The organism is Massilia aerilata (assembly GCF_042656905.1).
GTDB classification, from domain to species: domain Bacteria; phylum Pseudomonadota; class Gammaproteobacteria; order Burkholderiales; family Burkholderiaceae_D; genus Telluria; species Telluria aerilata.
In genome coordinates this window covers 19,259-37,666 of the sequence record NZ_JBHSMZ010000018.1, presented here as the reverse complement: position 1 = coordinate 37,666, position 18,408 = coordinate 19,259, and the positions used below count along the sequence as shown (strand labels likewise).

Below are 18,408 nucleotides of genomic sequence, written 5' to 3'. Positions count from 1 at the left end.
CATCTATAACCTCACGGCCAAACTGTAATGAACGCTTGCACAAAAGGGGGCGTCCATGTACGGGGACGGCGTTCATGGCGGCCCTTACGCCGCCCGTTTCTCCAGCTCCTTCTTCACCCGCTCCAGCAAATCCTCCTGCCGGTACGGCTTCGCCAGGATATTCAAGCCGCCGCCGCGCCCGCCTTGCGGCAGTTCGTCCATGTAGCCCGTCGTGACCAGCACCGTCAGTCCCGGCCGCAGCGCGCGCGCCCGTTCGACCAGCTCCAGTCCGTTCATCCCGCCCGGCATGATCACGTCCGTGAACAGCAGGTCGGCCGGTGCGCCCTGTTTCAGGATGGTCAATGCCTGTTCGCCGCTGGCCGCCGACTGCACCGCGTAGCCTTCCATTTCCAGAACCTGTTCCGCCAGTTCGCGCACGTCGTCGTTGTCCTCGACCACCAGCACGCACGGCTTGTCGTCCCTGGCCTTCGCGTCGCCTGCGGAGGACGGCTGGCCCGGATCCGCGCCGGCATCGCCATGGCCGATGGCATTGTCGGCAATCGGGAAGATCATCGTCACCTTGGTGCCTTTGCCGGGATGGCTGTCGAGCTCGAGGCGGCCGTGCGACTGCTGCACGAAGCCGTGCACCATGGCCAGCCCCAGGCCGGTGCCCGGCCCCTTGGTGGTGAAGAAGGGCTCGGTCGCGCGGCGCAGCACCTCCGGGTCCATCCCGGTGCCCTTGTCGATCACGCACAAAGAGACATAGGTGCCCTGCGGCAGGCCATGGACCTTGAGGCGGTCTTCGCCGCGCACGATGGCGGTCGCGACCGTCACCTCGCCGCCATCCGGCATGGCGTCGCGCGCGTTGATCAGGACGTTGAGCAGCGCCATCTCGAGATGGGTCGGGTCCAGCATGCAGACCGGCAGGCCGGGGCGCAGGTCGAGGCGCAGCTCGACCTTGGCGCCCAGGGTGCGCACCAGCATTTCGGAAAAATCGACGACCAGGTTGTTGAGGTTCATGCGCCGCGGTTCGAGGCGCTGCTTGCGCGCGAAGGTCAGCAGCTGCTGGGTGAGCTTGCCGGCGCGCATGGCGGCGCGCTGGGCGCGCTCGAGCTGCTGGCGGGCCATGTCCGGACGGTCCAGGCTGAGCAGGGCGACTTCGAGGTTGCCATTGATGACCTGCAGCAGGTTGTTGAAGTCGTGCGCCATGCCCGCCGTCAACTGGCCGATCGCTTCCATCTTCTGCGCCTGCAGGTAGGATTCCTGGGTGGCGCGGCGCTCGGTGATGTCCATCTGCGAGGCGAAAAAGTACAACAGCTCGCCGTCCTGGTCGAAGATCGGGCCGATGTACAGGGCGTTCCAGAAGGTCTTGCCGTCCTTCTTGTAGTTCAGGAGGTCGACCGCCACCGCGCGCTGCTCCTTGAGCGCCTTGCGCACTTCCTCGACCGTGGCGCGATCCGTCTGGGGGCCTTGCAGGAAGCGGCAATTGCGGCCGACGACTTCTTCATTCGTGTAACCGGTCAGGTCGAAAAAAGCGCCGTTGGCGAACGCGATGGGATTGTCGGGCTGGCGCGGATCGGTGACGACCATCGGCATGCGCGTCATCTCGACGGCGGCGAAGAAGATATTGCCGCGGTCGTGCAGGCCGTCGCGGCTGATGAAGCTGGCCTGCCAGTGCTTGATGCCGGCGCCGCCCATCGGGGAATAGGCGTTGCCCTCGACCTCACCGTCCGCCGGCACGCCCGCGCTCTGGCCGCCTTGATCGTCCAAAGGCTTTTTCCGCCGTTCTTCCTCGTTGCTCCCGGTCGTCATTCCGCGCCCTCATCGTCACATGTGCTGACGATTTTATGGCGCGCGATGGGCGGCCACTGTTAGCGGACGCACCCACGCGATACATCGCCGGTGCTAGGTGTCGGGCGTGGAGATTTCGATGTCGGTCAGGCCGATGCCCAACGGGCGGGTGTCGATGGACGGGCTGACGTCGTGCGGTACGGTTGGCTTCGGGATCTCGATCGTCAGGCTGCGCTGCTGGCCGTCGGTGGCGAAGCGCAGGGTCACGTCCTGCGGCAGGTCGCCGACGCGGAAGCTCTGTTCCTCGCTGCCGATCTTCATGGTGAACGGCAGGCCGGTGTTCGGACCGAAGGCCTGGGCCTTGATCACCACGTTCGCGTGTGCGGGCAGGGGACGGGAGAAATGCAGCACGACGCGCTTGGCCTCCGACCAGCGGCCCCAGGGCTCGAGGTGGGACAAGCCCTCGGCGGCGGTCACCAGGCTGTTAGGGCCGAGCGGCTGGCCGAAACGGGTAACGCCGATCACCCGGCGCTGCGTGTCCATCTTCACCAGGGCGTAGACGTCGGTGGCGACTTCCGCCCGCACGCCCGGCGGCAGCGGATGATGGCCGATGACCAGTAGCCATTTATTTCGCAGCGGCATGTGGTACGGCGCCAGCGGCGCACCCGGCGGCAATGCGATCGTGCCCGTGTCCGGCGCGTCGACGTAGAACTGAGCATGCATCGTCTCCAGGACATCGGCGCCGACCACCGTAAGCTGGTTGCGTTCGGCCGCCGGCACGTAGCCGTAGGCAAACCTGCCGGCCACATAAGCCGGCAGATTCGGATCGATGTTGCGCAGGTAGGCGCCACTGCTGAGCACGCCCTGCACCGTCATCACGGGCATGGCGACGAACAGGAACAGCGGCGCGGCCAGGCGGCTGCCGCGGGCCCACAACAGCAGCGCAAGCAGTTCGAGGCCGACCACGACACGGCCGGGCAGGCTGGCGATGCCGACGCCGTAGATTTCCGGCCCGTCGACGGCGTTGATGGAATAGGCCGGCAGCTTCCAGACGGCGCAGGCGAGCACGATGGCCAGCAGCAGGGCCACCGGCCACGCAAGCGCCGGCGTGGCGGGGCACGGCCTGTGGATCGCGGCGGCGGAAAGCGCCAGCAGCAGCGGGAACACGAAACTGTAATAGCGCATGTGCAGGCGCAGCACTTCGGTCGGCGCGACGTCCGCGATCGATGCCGTGAACATGACCGCCATGCCGCCCGCGGCCCCCAGCGTCAGCAGGCTGTACAGCTGCAGCTGCCGGAGTTCGGTGCTGCCTTGCGCGCGCGCGCTGCGGCTGAGCGTTGCATGGATCAGCAGCGCCAGCGGCAGCGCCAGCAGCACCGCCAGCGCCATCAGGTGGCCGGCGCCGCTGGTCCACGCCGCCCGCAGCAGCTCGGCCAGCGGCCGGCGCGCGTGGGAGTTGGCGGTGCCGGTATAGAAGCTACCGAACACGCTCAGCGCCTCTTCGCCTGCAAACACGTAACCGAGGCCGAACTTGAGTGCCAGCGTGGCGGCCGCGGCCAGCAGCGCCGCCAGCGCGCCCCTGCTCCGCCAGTTCACGCGGCCGGCCAGCCGCCCGGCGCAGCCGAGATAGAGGCAGACTGCGGGCAGCAGGAACAGCGCATGCACTTTTACCAGGCTCATCAGGCCTAGTACCGCGCCCGCCGCCAGGCCCTGCAGTGGCGCGTTCCAGCGCGATTCGCTCACCTGCCAGGCCAGGATCACCCAGCTCAGCACGGCGAAGCCGAAGTAATAGCTTGCCTCCGGCATGAAGAACGAGGTGTAGACGTTGAGTGGCGTCAACAGCGCCAGCGCGGCAACCAGCAGCGCAAGCAAGCTGGACGCTACTCGGCGCGTCACCGCGTAGATGAAAGGCGCCGCTGCCACGAAGAACAGCTCGTTGCCGATGCGCGCGCAATCGAGGAATCCGGCGCCGCACACGCTGCTGGCGCGGAACAGCCAGAGGTAGAGGTAGGAAGGCACCATGGCCTCGGCGAGCGGCTGCAGGCGCGACATCTTGCTGTAGTACCACTCGTCGGAGAAAATTGCCGGTCCCAGGCCATGGTTGCGCAACAGCAGCCAGACGAACACGCCGCAGCACAGGGCCAGCAGGCCGGCGCCCGCGAGCAGGCGGCTGCGGTTCGCGGCGGCAGAGGTCGTCGTCGGATATCGATCCATGCTCATCTCCAGGACTTGTGCCGGCTCAGCGGGCCGGCATCGAGATTTCGATGTTCGCCAGCGCCATGCCGAGCTTGCGTGGATCGCCCGGCGAGCCCAATTCCTCCGGCGACACCGGATGCGGCACCACGATCGTCAGGCTGCGCTGCTGGCCGTCGGTGTCCAGGCGCAGGCCGACATCCTGCGGCGTGCCGCCCAGGCGGAACGGCACGCTGGCATTGCCCAGGCGCAGGCTGAAGAGTTGCTCGGCGTTGTCAGCGAAGGCCCAAGCCCTGATGACGATGAAGACATGCTGCGGCAGCGGCTGGTTAAAGTGCAGCACCACTTCCTTGGCGTCCGACCAGCGGCCGAACAGCTCGATGCCGGACAGGCCTTCGGCGCCTGCCAGCAGGCCGTCCGGCGTAAAGGGCTTGTTCAGGTCGGCACTGCCGATCACGCGGCGCTCGCTGTCCAGGCGTACCACGGCGTAGTGTTCGCTGGCTTCGACCACGTTCAGGCCCGGCGGCAGCGGATGCTTGCCGAACACCACCAGCCACTTGTTGCGCACAGGCACTTGGTAGGGCTGGATCGGGGCATCTTCGGGCAGGTCCAGCATCGCCGTGTCCTTGTCGTCGATGTGGAACTGGGCGCGCATGAGCTGGCCGACATCGCTGCCCGCCACCGTGATCTTGCCACGCTCGGCGGGCGGCACCAGGCGGTGGGCCGCTTTGCCGGCCATGTCGGAAGGCAAGTCGTGATTGTGATGCCTGAGCTGGAACGCGTTTTGCGAGATGCCGCCGCCGATCACCAGGGTCGACAGCGCAAACAGGAACAGGCCCCGTGCCCACCCGCGGCCGGCGGCCCACGCCAGCAGGGCCACGACTTCCAGGCCGAGCACGATACGGCCGAAGGGCTGGTCGAGGCGCAGGGTGGCGGCTTCGGGACTGTCGACGCCGTTGATGGCGTAGGTCGGCAGCTTGACCCAGGCGACCGCCAGCACCGCCGTCAGCAGCAAGGCCAGGACCCAGCGCAGACGCGCGCCGGCCGGCTCGCGGCGTTCTGGCGCCGCAGCGGCGACCATCCACAGCATCGGGAACACGAAGCTGTAGTAGCGCACGTGAATGCGCAGGCCTTCGTTGGAACCGGGGGCGGCCAGCGTGGCGGTGTACAGCACCGTCATGCCGGCTGCCGCGCCCAGCATCAAGAGGGTGTAGATACCGACCAGGTCCGGCTGGCCAGCTTCGGCGCGCTTGCTGGGGCGCAGCACGCCCTGCAGCAGCAGCGCCAGCGGCACGCCGAAGGATAGCGTCAGCAGCATCAGGTGGGCGCGGGCGATCACGAAGGCGGGATTCAGCAGACGCATCTTGTCGCCGGCCTCGGCGGCGGTGGCGCCGCCCTGGTAGAACGGACCGAACAGGCTGAGGCCCGGCTCGCCGGCCAGCAGCCAGCCGAGACCGAACTTGAGCGCGAATGTGCTCACGCCGGCAATCGCCATCGACAGCAGTGCGCCGACGAGCCAGCCCGCGCCGGCCAGCCAGCGCGAATAGGCGAGGAACAGCAGCAGCGCCGGCAGCAGGAATACGGCGTGCACCTTTATCAGGCTCATCAAGCCGAGCAGGACCCCGCAGGCCAGCGCATGCTGCGCCCAATGCCAATGGCGGCGGGTCAGCGCCACCCAGCTCAGCACGCAGAAGCCGAAGTAATACAGTGCCTCGGGCATGAAGTAGGCGGTGTACAGGTTCAGCGGGGCCAGCGTGGCCAGCAGCGCGATCGCGGCGGCGCTGAAGCGGCCGGCCACGCTGCGCGCGATCAGGTAGACGAAGGGCGCGGCGGCGACAAAAGCCAGCGCATTGCCGGCGCGCGCGCATTCGAGGAAGCCGCTACCGCAAGCCTTGGTGGCGCCGAACAGCCACAGATAGAGATAGGAGGGGACGATGGCTTCGGCCAGTGGCTGCAGGCGCGCCATCTTGCTGTAGTACCACTCGTCGGCCAGCACCGTGGGATTCAGGCCGTGGCTGCGCACTAGCATCCAGGCGAAGATGGCGGCCAGCACGGCGGCCGACAATAGCGGAAACAGCGCGGGACGGCGCAGGCCGCGGGCGGTGCTGCTCGGGATCTCTTCTCTTTTCATGGTCTCGGGGTCGGCGTTCGGATTCAGGAAACGGGTATTCGGCGGCTCAGCCGCTCAGCATTTACCGGCGCGCCAGGCGTCTAGCGCCAGGACCATTCGGTCCCAGGTGAAGAACTTGCGCTTTTCATAGTACAGCGGCCCCGCATGCGGGCGCTGGCCAAGGCGGCCCGGGTCGACCGGCTGCAGGGCCTGCGTGCCGCGCAGCAGGTAGTGCAGCAGGACGAAGGGAAGCAGGCCGATCCAGGTGCCACGTTGCGAAGGATACGAAAGGCAATGGCGCAGATAGGTTCGGCGCATCCGCCAGGGGATAGTCCAGGTACGGGCCGGCCCATTCTGCGGCAGCGGCGCCAGCACGCGGAACAGCGGTCCGGGCAGGCCGGCGGCCTGGTACAGCGCATATTGCCAGGTGCGCGCCAGCAGTCCGCGCCGGTCCGCCACCGTCACCGCCAGCGCGTGCAGGGCGTCGTGGTCGTGGTGGCCGCCTTCCCAGGCGGTCACATGCAGCGAGTCGATCTGCGCGTAACCATCCAGCCAGTGTTCCAGCCAGCGCGCGGCGCGCTGCAGGTGCTGCGGCAGCTGCGCATCGGCGATGCCCAGTTGCTGGCCGGCGAAGTGGACCTCGTCGCGCTCCACGCCCAGCTTCTGCAGTACCGCCAGCGATTCCAGGTTGCGCTGGGCCGCCGTGGCGCTGGCCGTGGCGCCGTCGGTGAAATAGGCGCAGGCCACCCGCAGGCCCTGGGCGCGGCAGTCGGCAATGCGCTGGAACACGCCGAATTCGTCGTCCTGGTGGGCGAACAGGAACAGGGCGGCCGGCCGCTCGTGCGCGTCACTCATCTCAATACGCGTCGAAGTCGAGGAAGGAGAAGGCGATGCGCGACGGATCCAGCGCGCGCACGCGCGGCGCGAACGAGCGGTAGATCAGGTTCAGCGGCGAGGGGCGCAGACGCATCGGGATGCTGGCGTAGTTCCAGTAGCTGCTGGAGGCATCCGGCGCCAGGCCGATGAACAGGCGCAGCGGCGACAGCACCGGCGCGCGTTCGGACGCCGGCAGATCGACGCCACCCGCATCCAGCTCGGCATAGGCCGGCAGCTTGTGTCCGCTGGCCGCGGCATGGAAGCGCAGCTTGCCGGCGCCGTTCTTCACGAACACCGGGTTGTGCGGATTCGCGCAGCGCCAGCGCAGGGCCTCGGCACTCCAGCTGCGCTCGAAGGACAGCGCGCCGGGCGCCGCCTTGGGCGCATGCCGCAGGCTGCCGACGCCGACCCGCGCCTCCAGCGGGCGCACCAGCTGGAAGCCGAGCTTGCGCACGAAGCCGGGCGTGCTGTTGGCATTGGCGACGCCGTAGACGCCGTCGAAGCCCTGGGCGGCGCCGGCCTCGAAGGTCATCGCCGCCAGTTTCGTGAAGAGACCTTTACCCTGATAGTCCGGGTGGGTGGCGGTGTTCAGCGACAGCAGTACCGGGACCTCGCTGCCCTCGACCCAGGCGCGCGCCGGAATGCAGACGTAATGGGCCGCCAGGCGCTCGCCGTCCCAGGCGTCGTAGCCGACCGCCTTGCCGTCCGGATTGTCGACGTAGAGCCAGGCCAGGTAGCGCGGCGTGAACTTGTCGGTCATCGGGAAGCAGGCCTTGAACAGCGCGCCGTACTGCGCCAGGGCCGCGGCATCGGTACGGATCGGGGCAAAGCTCAGTTCAGTGCTCATGGTGCGCTTTCCTGAAAATCCAGAATTTGCTCAGCAGGTAACCGCTGACCGCGACCAGCGGCAGCGACACGATCTTGCCCGCCAGCGGCATGCCGGCCAGCGCCACCGCGAGCGACACGCAGCCCATGGTCAGCAGGTAGTTCAGGCCGACCACGCACAGGTAGCGCGCGAAGCTGGAGGCGCTGGCGCCGGCCTCGAAGGTCACCCGGCTGTGGAAGGCGTAGTTGACCAGGAGGCCCGCCAGGAAGCCGGCCGTGGTGGCGCCGGTGAAGTGCGCGCCGGCGCGCAGCAGCAGCTGCATGACGCCGATGTCGACCAGGGCGCACAGCAGGCCGCCGGCGATGAAGGTACCGAACTGGCGCGAATGGTTCATGAGCTTACGCATTCGGTTTGCGGAACAAAATCTTCTTGTGCAGCGGCCGGCGCGGCACCGAGGCGATGTCGTAGGCCAGGAAGGCCAGGATCAATTGCACGCCCATGATGACGGGCAGGGCGGCGACCATCACGGTGCCGGCCGGCGTCGCCAGGTTATGACGGCTGGCATCGATCCAGTGGCTGATGCCGAAAATGGAGCCGAACAGCAGCAGGACGACGCCCAGTGGCAGCTCGATGGAGGCCAGCGACATATTGCGCAGGTAATAGTTATAGAACAGGCGCTTGAGGAAGTTGCGCACGTGCTTGGCCGCGAACTCGGTGGCGATGCGCGAAATCTTCAGGTTGCTGACCTCGTCGCCATACACCGCGTCCATCGGCACGTCCGCCACCACCGCGCCCAGGGTGTTCAGGCGGAACAGCATGTCGGTCTCGAAGAAGTAGCGGCGGCTGATCTTGTCGAAGGGCAGGTAGCGGGCGGCGTCGGCGTGGATCGCCGTGTAGCCGTTGGTCGGGTCGAACAGGTCCCAGTAGCCGGACGACAACTTGGTGAGAAAAGACAGCATGGCGTTGCCGAACAGTCGCATCGGCGGCATCGAGCCGATCCGCTCCAGGTCGAAGAAGCGGTTGCCCTTGGTGTAGTCGGCCTCGCCCGCCAGGATGGGCGCGACGAAATGCGGGATCAGCTTGCCATCCATCTGGCCGTCGCCGTCGACCTTCACGATCACGGCCGCGCCTTCGCTGATGGCGGCGCGGTAGCCGCTCATGACGGCGCCGCCCACGCCCTGGTTCTGCTCGTGCTCGATGACGACCACGCGCGGATCTTCGCAGTTGGCGCGCACGAAGGCGCCCGAGCCGTCGGGACATTTGTCGTCGACAACGTAGATGCGCGCGACTTCCGGACCAATGCCGGCAATTACGCCGAGGATATGGCGCGTGACCTTGTAGCTGGGGATCACGACGGCGACGGAATCGGGAGGCAGCATGCTCTTGTGCGGTTTGTTAACCTGAACGCAATCGTCTATGGTAACCGAATTTGACATAGTTGTCCAATTGCAAATATTTCTTTAAGGATAGTATCCTGGCTTACCAACTTGCCGCCACTGCGAGCGCAGTGCACAGGGCAATCACCAGCAGGCTCACCTTGTCGCGGCTGACGTACAGCACCGGATCTTCATTGACCTCGCCGCGGAAGGAAAGTGTCCATAGCCTACCCATCCAGTACACCAGCAGCGGGATGATGCCGAGCAGCCAGGCCGGCCGCGCGTACAGGATCAGCACGTTCTCTGACTGGAAATAGAGGATGAAGATCAGCAGCGAGACGAAGGCGGCGTTGACGCCCATGATGCCGACCGGCAGGCGGTCGGCCGTGGTGTAGCCCCGGCCATGGGTCTTGTCCTTGCCGTCGCGCTGCAGCCGCCCCAGTTCGCTGTGCCGCTTGAGCAGCGCCAGGCTGAGGAAAATGAAGAAGGAAAACGCCAGCAGCCAGAACGAGGGCACGATGCCGGTGGCGGCGCCGCCGCCCAGCACGCGCATGGTGTACAGGATCGCCAGGGCGACGATGTCGACCATCAGCAGGCGCTTCAGGTGCAGCGAATACGTCACCGTGGACACCAGGTAGACGCCGGCGGCGGCCAGAAGCAGTGGGTTGAAGGCGGCGCACAGCGCCAGCGCCAGCGCGGCCAGCAGCGGGCTGGCGGCCAGGCCCAGCCACAGGGGCAGGGCGCCGCTGGCGATCGGCCTGCACCGCTTGACCGGATGCCGGCGGTCGTCCTGGGCGTCCAGCGCATCGTTCAGCAGGTAGGCGCTGGAAGCGCACAGCGAAAACACGGCAAAGGCCAGCAGCGACGCCTGCAAAGTCGGCAGGTCCAGCGTATGGCTGGCCAGCATGGGTGTGAACACCAGCAGGTTCTTCAGCCACTGGCGCGGACGCAGGGCCTTCAGCAGCGGACCGAGCAGGCCGCCGCGTACGGCGCCCAGCTGGCTGGTCTGGCGGCCGTCGGCCAGGCGGAAGGGCCGCGTGGTGACGGAATAGGCGTGGCGGCAGGCCAGCCACACTGGCAGGTCGGCGCGCGAATTGCCGACGTAGTCCCAGGCGCCAGCGCCATACAGCTCGGTCAGCCGGCGCGCCTTGGCATGCGAGCTCAAGTTGACGCCGCCGCTGGTCGGGAGCACGCGGTCGAACAGGCCCAGGTGATTGGCGACCCCGTCCGCCAGCTGCGCATGGGCGCCGGTGGCCAGCACGATCTCGCGGCCCTCCTCGCGCTGGCGCGCGATGTGCTCCAGCAGGACCTCGTCGTAGGGCAGGGCGGCCGCATCGAGCCCGGCGTGCACGGCCAGGTTTTCCTTGAGAACAGCCTTGCCGCGCAGGAGCCAGAACGGCAGGCGCCAGGCCTGCAGCGGATGGCGCTTGAGGAACAGCACCAGCGATTCCCACAGCAGATCGGTATGGATCAGGGTGCCGTCGAGGTCGACCACGAGCGGTGCCGCGCAGGTCTGCATCTTAGTCCTTGAACAGAAGGCCGACCAGATCGGCCGCATTGTCGGCCCAGGTGCGCATGGTGATGCCGGTCGAGGCAGGCGCCTGGCCGGCGGCGTGCAAGCGCAACCAGTCCTGGACCGCGGTGGCCAGCGCGGCGCCTTTTTCGCCGCTGAAGTAGGCGGCATGCTCACCGGCGACTTCGCGGAACACCGGCAGGTCGCGCACCAACAGCGGCACGCCGTGGCGCGCGGCCTCGATCAGCGGCAGGCCGAAGCCTTCGCCTTCGCTCGCTATCAGAAGGCAGGTGCTGGCCGCGTAGATCCGGTCCAGGAATTCGTCGCTGGCGCCGTGCAGCACGAACAGGCGGCGGTTCAGCTCCGGATGCTCGCGCAGGCGCGCCATCAGGGCCGGAATGGTGCGGCGCTCTTTGTCCGGCAAGCCCTTCCAGCCTTCGTTGCCGACGATCGCCAGGCGCGCGTCGCTGCCTTGCGCCCACAGCTGCTCGAAGGCGTCCAGGGTCTGCATGTGGCCCTTGCGCGGTTCGATGGTGCCGACCATGGTGAAGCTCGGCGCGGCGCTCAGGCTGGCCAGCACGGCGTCGGCGTCCGGCGGCAGGCCGGTACTCGGGTGCGAAGCATCGATGTCGGCGCCGTGGTGCAGCACCGCGAATTCCGGCAGCGCGTGCAGGCCCGCCCTCGTGCTCAGCCAGGCGCGGGTTTCGTCGGCCACGGCGGCGCTGATGCAGACCAGGCAGTCGGCTTCCTTGCCGATGGTGTGGAGGAAGTCGCCGAACACCTTCTCGACGCGGGGCGGGAAGAATTGCGGGCGCAGCACCGGCAGGATGTCGTGCACCATGAAACAGATGCGCACGCCCGCATCGCGCCAGGCCGCGTACAGGCCGACCCGCGCGGCCTCGTTCACCGCGCCCGGGAACAGGTCGGGGCAGTAGAACACGTCGCCGCTGCTGACATGCACTTCGTCGTCGTGGACGCCGTAGCTGTCGGCGCCGCCCAGTTCGTGCATGTAGCGGCGCGCGTAGCGGTAATGCCAGCGGCCGCCCTCATCGCTGAGGTAGACAGGCAGTACCTGGCGCTGCCTGTTCTGCAGACCCAGCAGCGCCAGCAGCTGGGCGCGCACCACGCGCTGGATGCCGGTTTTGAGGTCTTCGCGGACCATCGCCGACATGTCCACCAGCAGTTGCCGCGCCACCTGGTCGGTGCCCACGCGGGCATGGTGGCGGTCATGCAGCACGGCCTCCATCAGCTGTTGCGCGCTTTGCCGCCAGGTCAGCCACGGCATGGCGCTGGAGGGCGGCGCTGTGCCGGCCATGTGCAGCGCCAGCCATGCTTCGATGGCGGCGGCCAGGTCGTCCGGCCCGGTGCCGTCGAAATAGAAGGCGTGATTGCCGGCGACTTCACGGAATACCGGAATGTTGCGGGCGATGACCGGCAGACCCTTCTGGGCCGCTTCGATCAGCGGCAGGCCGAAGCCTTCGCCTTCGGAGGCCGCCAGCAGCGCCGAGCTGTGCTGGTACAGCTGCAACAGCATCTCGTCGGAGACGCCGTTGAACCAGAACAATTGCCTGTCGCGCTGGGGATGCGATTCCAGGCGCTCTGCCAGGGCATCGACCAGCCAGCCGTTCTTGCCGACGATAACGAGGTTGAGCGCCACGCCCCGGGCCCACAGCAGTTCGCAGGCGGCCAGCGCCTGGGCCTGGCCCTTGCGTGGCTCGAGGGTGCCGACCATCAGCAGCGTCGGCGCGGCCGCCAGCGCCTGCAGCGCGTGCGCGGCGTTATCGGGCAGGCCGCGCGTCGGCGCGCTGGCGTCGATGTCGGCGCCCAGGTGGAAGTGGGACAGCTTGAGCGGCGACAGGCGGCGGTTGGGGCGCTGCGCCAGCCATGCGGCCAGCTCGTCGGCCACCGCGCGCGAGATCGTCACGATGCCGTCCGCCACCAGCGAGATGGTGTCGATGAAGTCGCCGTAATATTTCTGGGAGCCGAACGGGAACCACTCGGGACGCAGCAGCGGCAGCAGGTCGTACACCGTGAACCAGATCTTGACGCCTTTGCTGCGCAGGGCCATCAGTTGCGGCTGGTTCTGGGTGGTCAGACTGGACGCCAGGTCCAGGCCCAGGAACACGTCGCCGGCGCGCGCCTCGATCGGCGCATCCTCGAGCGCCAGCGGCGGCACGTCCAGCATGCCGCAGGTAAAGCGGCGCGCATAGCGGTAGCAGTGGTTGCCGCCTTCGCTGTACACCGGTTCGATGCGGTAGCCGGGCGGCGGTTCCTTGATCAGCGCCAGCACGATGCTGCGCACGACACGCTGGATGCCGGTCTTGTAGTCGGCCTGGACCAGCGCCGAGATGTCGACCAGCAACTGGCGCGGCGCGGTCGGCAAGGCATTCGCGGCCATCATGGTGGCGGTTTCGACCAGCGCCGCCTCGTCCGGCGGACGCGGGGTGCCGGGCGCGCTGAGGGCGGCAAGCAGCTGGCGCCGCTGCGCCGGCGCGCTGTCGCCGGCAAAGGCTTCGATCGCGTCGAGGTAGAGCTTGCCGATGGCTGCCGGCCCATGGTGTTCGGCGACGTGGACGCGGCCGGCCTGCGCGAGCGCCGCGCGGCGAGCCGGATCGGCATGCAGCGAGGCCAGGGCCGCGGTCAGTTCGGCATCGTCGAACTCGTCGGGCAGCATGCACAGTGTTTCAGGCGGCAGGTCGGCGGCGGCGCCGTGCGCGTTCACGATGGCCGGCAGTCCATGCATCAGGCAGTCGAGCACCGAAGCCGAGGTTTCGCCGCGGGTCTGGGCCCGCAGCTGCACCGCGCAGTCGCTCGCGGCCAGCCAGTCCTGGTAGGCGCCGGCGCTGACGAAGCCGGTGATGCGGATGCGCGTCCCGGCCTCGCTGGCGGCGATCCTGCGCGACAGTTCGATGCCGTAGGGGCCCGCATCGTTGGCGCCCACGAATACCAGGCGGCAGCGCGGATCGGCGGCCAGCGGCGACGCCAGGAAGGCATCCAGCAGGCGATGATTCAGCTTGGTCGCGCCGAGCATGCCGAAGCTGCTGACAATATAGTCGCCCGCGCCGATGTCCAGGCGTTCGCGCGCGGCGCGGCGCGCGGCCGCGGCATCGGCGCCGGGCGCCACCTGGCCGCGCAGCAGCGGGATGGTGCGCCAGCCGTCCGCGCTGCCGGGGCCGTACCATTGCTCGGCCAGACGGCGCGAAAAGTCGCTGTGAATGATGACGCCGGCGGCCCGGTCCAGCACTTCCTTGTTGCAGGGATATTGCCAGATCGTCGGATTGCGGCCCTGCTCGCGGTGGTCGCGCAGGGCGGTGTAGCCATGCGATGCGTACAGGGCCTGGATGAAGGCTTCGGGCACGTCGCCGTCGCGCTCCATGTTGTCGAGCACGCCGCTGAGATAGAAGTCGTGCAGCACCACGGTACCGGGATGGCGGCGCAGCAGTGCGAACATGTGCTTGTGCACGTTCGAATTGCCGAAGTGGTAGAGCACCCGGTCGTAGGACGCGCCGTGCTGCATGAACCAATCGGCGTCACGCTGGGGAAAGCGCGCCAGCTGCGCCTCGGGCGTGGCGCCCGGGCCCGGCACCAGCTCGACCGCATAATGGCGCTCCAGCTCCAGCAGCAGTTCGGCGCTGTAGTCGGCAATGCCCGAATGCGCGGGCGGCAGTGGCGATACCAGCGCCAGCCTCGGCTTCGCGGCCGGAGCAGCACGCGCCGCACCGGCGGCCGGCGCGCGCAGCGCCTCCAGCCTGCGCCAGAGCGCGGCGGCATCGTCGGCGCCGCCGGCTTGCAGCGCGGCGGCGGCGATGGCCGGCGCCTGCAGAAGGGTCGGCGCCTGCGTTGCGGCAGGCAGCGCATCGGCCTGCTCCATGTCGAGGACGGCGTCGGGCGCCAGCGCGGCCAGGAAGCTGGCCCGCAACGTGGCGGCGGCATGGCGGCGCCACGCATCGGCGGCGACTGGCCGGGCGTAGACATGGAAATGGCCGGGCGCCAGCAGGCCGTCCAGCGCATGCCGCAGCGCATCCAGATCGGCCGGATGGCGGCTGCCGACGGTCACGTGCACCTCATGGCTGCCGCGCGCGCGCAGCAGGGTTCGGGCCAGCGCGAGCAGGGTGGCGGTGTCGGGCGAGGGCGCCGCTGGCGGCGCGCAGAAATCGATAATCAGGCGCATGCTTATTCTTTATGCGGTGCGTAGGCGTGGCGCAGCTGGCCCAGCGCCTCGCGCGCGGATTGCGGCAGTTCGCGCAACAGGTGGGGCACATTGCCGGCCGGGGCGGCGCTGTCGGCGGTGGCCTGCTTGGCGGCGGCGAGGGTGCGCGAGACCGCGTCCTGCAGGCGCGGCGAACGCATCACCAGCGGCAGCACCGCACGGCGCAGCCACTCGCGCGAGGTCACCCAGCGCAGGCCGCGGCGCGCGGCGCCCTTGGCTTTGCGGCGGGCGATGTTGGCCATGCTGTCCGGGCCGCGGCGCATGACGAAGCGCATCGGCGCGGTGATGCGCCACGAAGTGCTGGCAAAGACGGCCAGCAGGCGCTGCTCCATTTCCTTGCCCCATGCCGCGCTCTGGTGGAGCTGGGCCTCGATGGCCTGCTTTTCCTGGCGCAGTCTCTCGCCTTCCTGGGCCAGCATCTCCGCCTGCCGGGCCGACTCCTCGTACATGGCGCGGTGCGCCAGTGCGCTCTGTTCCATCTCGGCGGCGCTGCGCTCCATCTCGGTGGCGCGGCGTTCGAGGTCGGCGGAATGCGCGGCCATCGCGGCGGCGCTGCGTTCCATTTCGGTGGCGCGGCGTTCGACGTCGGCGGCATGCGCCTGCACGGTGCCGAGCATCGCGTCGAGCTTGCCGACGTCTTCCTGCAGCGCGTCGATCTGGCGCCAGGCGCTGTCCAGGTGCTGCGGGATGAAGTCGTCGAACACGTTCGGCTGGATGCCGAAGCTGTCCAGCAGTTCGGCATGTTCCTCGGCCACGTAATAGCGGTTCAGGCCGTCGAACCAGGCGTAGTGGTAGCGCTCGTCGGTAACCAGCTGTTCCCAGCTCGCGTGGTTGGTCTCGCGGCTGCCGGGCACGGTCGCCTCGATCACCAGCACCCACGGGCGCCAGCGCGCGAAATCCATCCCGCGCAGCACTTCGCCCTCGAAGCCCTCGACGTCGATCTTCAGGAAGTGGATCTCGCCCTCGACGTATTCCTCGCAGACCGAGGTCAGGGTGCGTACCGGCACCGTGAGTTCGGCAACTTCATGGCCTTCCGCGCGGTGCAGTTCAGCCACCGAGGCTTCAGGCGAAGCCCAGCCGCGCACGGCCGGCACGTCGTACAGGGTCAGTTCGCCATTCTGGCTGCCGGCCGCGATCGCCAGGTTGCGGTCGCCGGGTCGCTGGGCGTCGAAGGCGGCGATGTGCGCCGGCAGCGGCTCGATGTTGATGCCGCGCCAGCCGGCGTCGTAGAAGGCCTTGGTGACCGAATGCTCGACCGGGTCATTGGCGCCGACGTCGATGTAGAAGCCGTTCTTGAGGTCGCCGAGCGCGCGCCACAGCAGCACGTCTTCGTTGTTCTGGGCGTAGGAAATGAATCTCATGGGCGCTTGTTCATGTGCGTTCGATGTCGATGACCGGGTCGAGCCAGGCCGAGCCCTCGAAATACGGCCGGCGCATGTTCACGACCGTGAACACCAGCGCCAGGTCGCGCCATTCGTAGTTGTTGACGAGGTGCGTCTCGGTGCTGACGATCGCGGTGGCCACGGAATAGGTGCCCGGCCCGAGGTTCATCGGGAAACGGAAGCGGTAGGTGACTTCTTCGCCGGCGGCGACGTCCTGCAGCGGCAGTTCCTTCAGGTGCGTGTTGGTGCCGTACATCGGCTGACCGAGACGGTCCTTGATCATGTAGCCCAGCACCATGCGCGGAATGTGCGCCCTGGCCGCCACCGTCACCGCGAGGGTCACCTCGCTGCCGACGTCGACGACTTCGACGCGCTGGCCGGTCTCGTCCAGCAGGGCGATGTCGGCCACGGTGGCCTCGCCGGTGCCGGACACGGTCTGCACCTTGCCTTCCGGCGTGGCGTTCAGGCGCACCGTCTCGTTTTCGCGCTCGGCGATCATCGCGTTATAGAAATCCATGATCTCTTCCGGCGGACCTTGCCGGGCCAGGCGGCCGCCGTCGAGCAGGATAGCGCGGTCGCACAGCGACTGGATCGCCTGCTTGTCGTGCGAGACCAGCAGCAGCGTGGTGCCGTGGCGGCGGAAGCTGCGGATGCGGTCGAAGCTCTTGTGCTGGAAGTAGGCGTCGCCCACCGACAGGGCTTCGTCGACGATCAGGATGTCCGGGCGGCGCGCGGTGGCAACGCTGAACGCGACCCGCATCTGCATGCCGCTCGAGTACACGCGCACCGGCTGGTCCATGTAGTCACCAATCTCGGCAAAGGCCTCGATCTGCGGCATCAGGTGCTGGATTTCCTCGACCGTCATGCCGAGCAGCTGGCCCGCCATGAACACGTTCTGGCGCCCGGTAAAGTCGGGATGGAAGCCCATGCCCAGCTCCAGCAGGGCGGCCACGCGGCCCTCCATGTGGACGCCGCCGGTGGTCGGCAGGGTGGTGCCGGTAATCAGCTTGAGCAGGGTACTCTTGCCCGCGCCGTTGATGCCGATCAGGCCCACGGCCTCGCCCGGCTCCACCGTGAAGCCGATGTCGCGCAATACCCATTTGAGCGTGTGGCGCGGCCCGCCGGGCAGCATCCATTCCGCGAGGCGCGACCAGCGCGTCGGGTACTGGCGGTAGGCCTTGCCCAGATTTTGTACGACGATACGGCCCATCAGAGTTCGTCCACCATCTCGCCGGCGCGGCGGCGGAACAGGCGCAATCCCAGCATGCACAGCAGCAGTGCCAGCGCAAGCACCGGCAGCAGCGAGGTCCAGTCGGGCGCCATGCCCTTCACCAGGATTTCCTGGTAGGCCAGGACCAGGCGCGCCATCGGATTCCAGCCGAGCAGGGCGCGCACCTCGGGCGGCAGGATCGTGACCGGATAGACCACCGGCGTGAACCAGAACCAGAACTGCATCGCGATCGTCACGAACTGGCCGACGTCGCGGAAGAACACGTTCAGGACGCCGGCGATCATGCCTATGCCGAGCGCCAGCAGCAGCTGGATCAGCAGTACCGGGATGAGGGCGAGGAAGACCAGGCCCGGAAAGCTGCCCGAGGCCAGCAGGAACAGCGTGAACAGGCCGAAGATGATGCCGAAGTTGACCAGCGCATTGAGCACCACGATCAGCGGCAGGCAGATGCGCGGGAAGCTGATCTTCTTGATCAGGTTGGCCTGCTCGATGAACATGTTCTGGGCGCGCGCGATGATCTCGGCGAACAGGCCCCAGGTCAGGATGCCGGCGCACAGGTAGATGCTGTAGGCGAAGCGCGCGTCGGCGTCGGCGCCGGGCAGCTTGTTGTGCATGACCTCGGAAAAGATCACGGTGTACACCACGATCATGGCGAGCGGCGACAGCAGCGACCACAGGGCGCCGAGCATCGCATTCATGTATTTCGCCTGGAATTCGCGCTTGACGCTACCGAAGACGAAACCGCGATAGGTCCACAGGCCGCGCAGCATCTGCGGCGCGATCATGGCGTGGTGGGCACGAAAAGGTGAGTAAGGCGGTTCTTCATAAGGTGGCAAGGCCGTTCGAGCGCAAAATTATACTCTACGGTAATGCCACACAATTGGTACAGATGTAAGCAAATTGGACAAGAGTGTCATGCCC

Annotated in this window: 12 protein-coding genes; all 12 read right to left on the bottom strand. The window is 67.8% G+C overall.

Annotation, left to right across the window (positions count from 1 at the left end; genetic code table 11):
- Positions 1-84: 84 nt before the first annotated feature.
- The 12 genes from ACFPO9_RS22590 to ACFPO9_RS22535 all read right to left on the bottom strand — a co-directional run bounded on the left by ACFPO9_RS22590 (position 85) and on the right by ACFPO9_RS22535 (position 18,272).
- Positions 85-1,791: a histidine kinase famiy protein gene (locus ACFPO9_RS22590; RefSeq protein WP_379775258.1), complete on the bottom strand. Its 1,707-nt coding sequence runs from the start codon at positions 1,789-1,791 to the stop codon at positions 85-87.
- 93 nt (positions 1,792-1,884) lie between these two features.
- Positions 1,885-3,984: a DUF7024 domain-containing protein gene (locus ACFPO9_RS22585; RefSeq protein ID WP_379775255.1), complete on the bottom strand. Its 2,100-nt coding sequence runs from the start codon at positions 3,982-3,984 to the stop codon at positions 1,885-1,887.
- A 25-nt stretch (positions 3,985-4,009) separates the two neighbouring features.
- A complete protein-coding gene (locus ACFPO9_RS22580; protein ID WP_379775252.1) occupies positions 4,010-6,094 on the bottom strand; it encodes a DUF7024 domain-containing protein in 2,085 nt (694 codons plus the stop codon).
- Between the two features lie 54 nt (positions 6,095-6,148).
- Positions 6,149-6,928 (bottom strand): PIG-L deacetylase family protein, encoded by a 780-nt coding sequence (locus ACFPO9_RS22575; RefSeq protein ID WP_379775250.1) that lies wholly within the window; start codon positions 6,926-6,928, stop codon positions 6,149-6,151.
- A gap of 1 nt (position 6,929) precedes the next feature.
- On the bottom strand, positions 6,930-7,796 hold the full coding sequence (locus ACFPO9_RS22570) for a GNAT family N-acetyltransferase (protein ID WP_379775247.1): 867 nt from the start codon (positions 7,794-7,796) through the stop codon (positions 6,930-6,932).
- Positions 7,786-8,181, bottom strand: a complete 396-nt coding sequence (locus ACFPO9_RS22565) for a GtrA family protein (RefSeq protein WP_379775244.1) — start codon at positions 8,179-8,181, stop codon at positions 7,786-7,788. Before ACFPO9_RS22565 ends, ACFPO9_RS22570 begins: the two co-directional genes overlap by 11 nt.
- Positions 8,174-9,154, bottom strand: coding sequence for a glycosyltransferase family 2 protein (locus tag ACFPO9_RS22560; RefSeq protein WP_379775242.1), 981 nt, complete (start codon positions 9,152-9,154; stop codon positions 8,174-8,176). Before ACFPO9_RS22560 ends, ACFPO9_RS22565 begins: the two co-directional genes overlap by 8 nt.
- A 100-nt stretch (positions 9,155-9,254) precedes the next feature.
- A complete protein-coding gene (locus ACFPO9_RS22555) occupies positions 9,255-10,670 on the bottom strand; it encodes a UbiA family prenyltransferase (RefSeq protein ID WP_379775240.1) in 1,416 nt (471 codons plus the stop codon).
- A gap of 1 nt (position 10,671) precedes the next feature.
- The gene (locus tag ACFPO9_RS22550; protein ID WP_379775238.1) at positions 10,672-14,835 is read right to left on the bottom strand and encodes a glycosyltransferase; all 4,164 of its coding nucleotides are present in this window, start codon (positions 14,833-14,835) and stop codon (positions 10,672-10,674) included.
- Positions 14,836-14,837: 2 nt separating this feature from the next.
- Positions 14,838-16,235 (bottom strand): FkbM family methyltransferase, encoded by a 1,398-nt coding sequence (locus tag ACFPO9_RS22545; protein WP_379775235.1) that lies wholly within the window; start codon positions 16,233-16,235, stop codon positions 14,838-14,840.
- A 10-nt stretch (positions 16,236-16,245) separates the two neighbouring features.
- Complete coding sequence (locus ACFPO9_RS22540; RefSeq protein WP_379775233.1) at positions 16,246-17,466, bottom strand: ABC transporter ATP-binding protein; 1,221 nt, start codon at positions 17,464-17,466, stop codon at positions 16,246-16,248.
- Positions 17,466-18,272, bottom strand: a complete 807-nt coding sequence (locus tag ACFPO9_RS22535; protein ID WP_379775230.1) for an ABC transporter permease — start codon at positions 18,270-18,272, stop codon at positions 17,466-17,468. Before ACFPO9_RS22535 ends, ACFPO9_RS22540 begins: the two co-directional genes overlap by 1 nt.
- Positions 18,273-18,408: the final 136 nt, after the last annotated feature.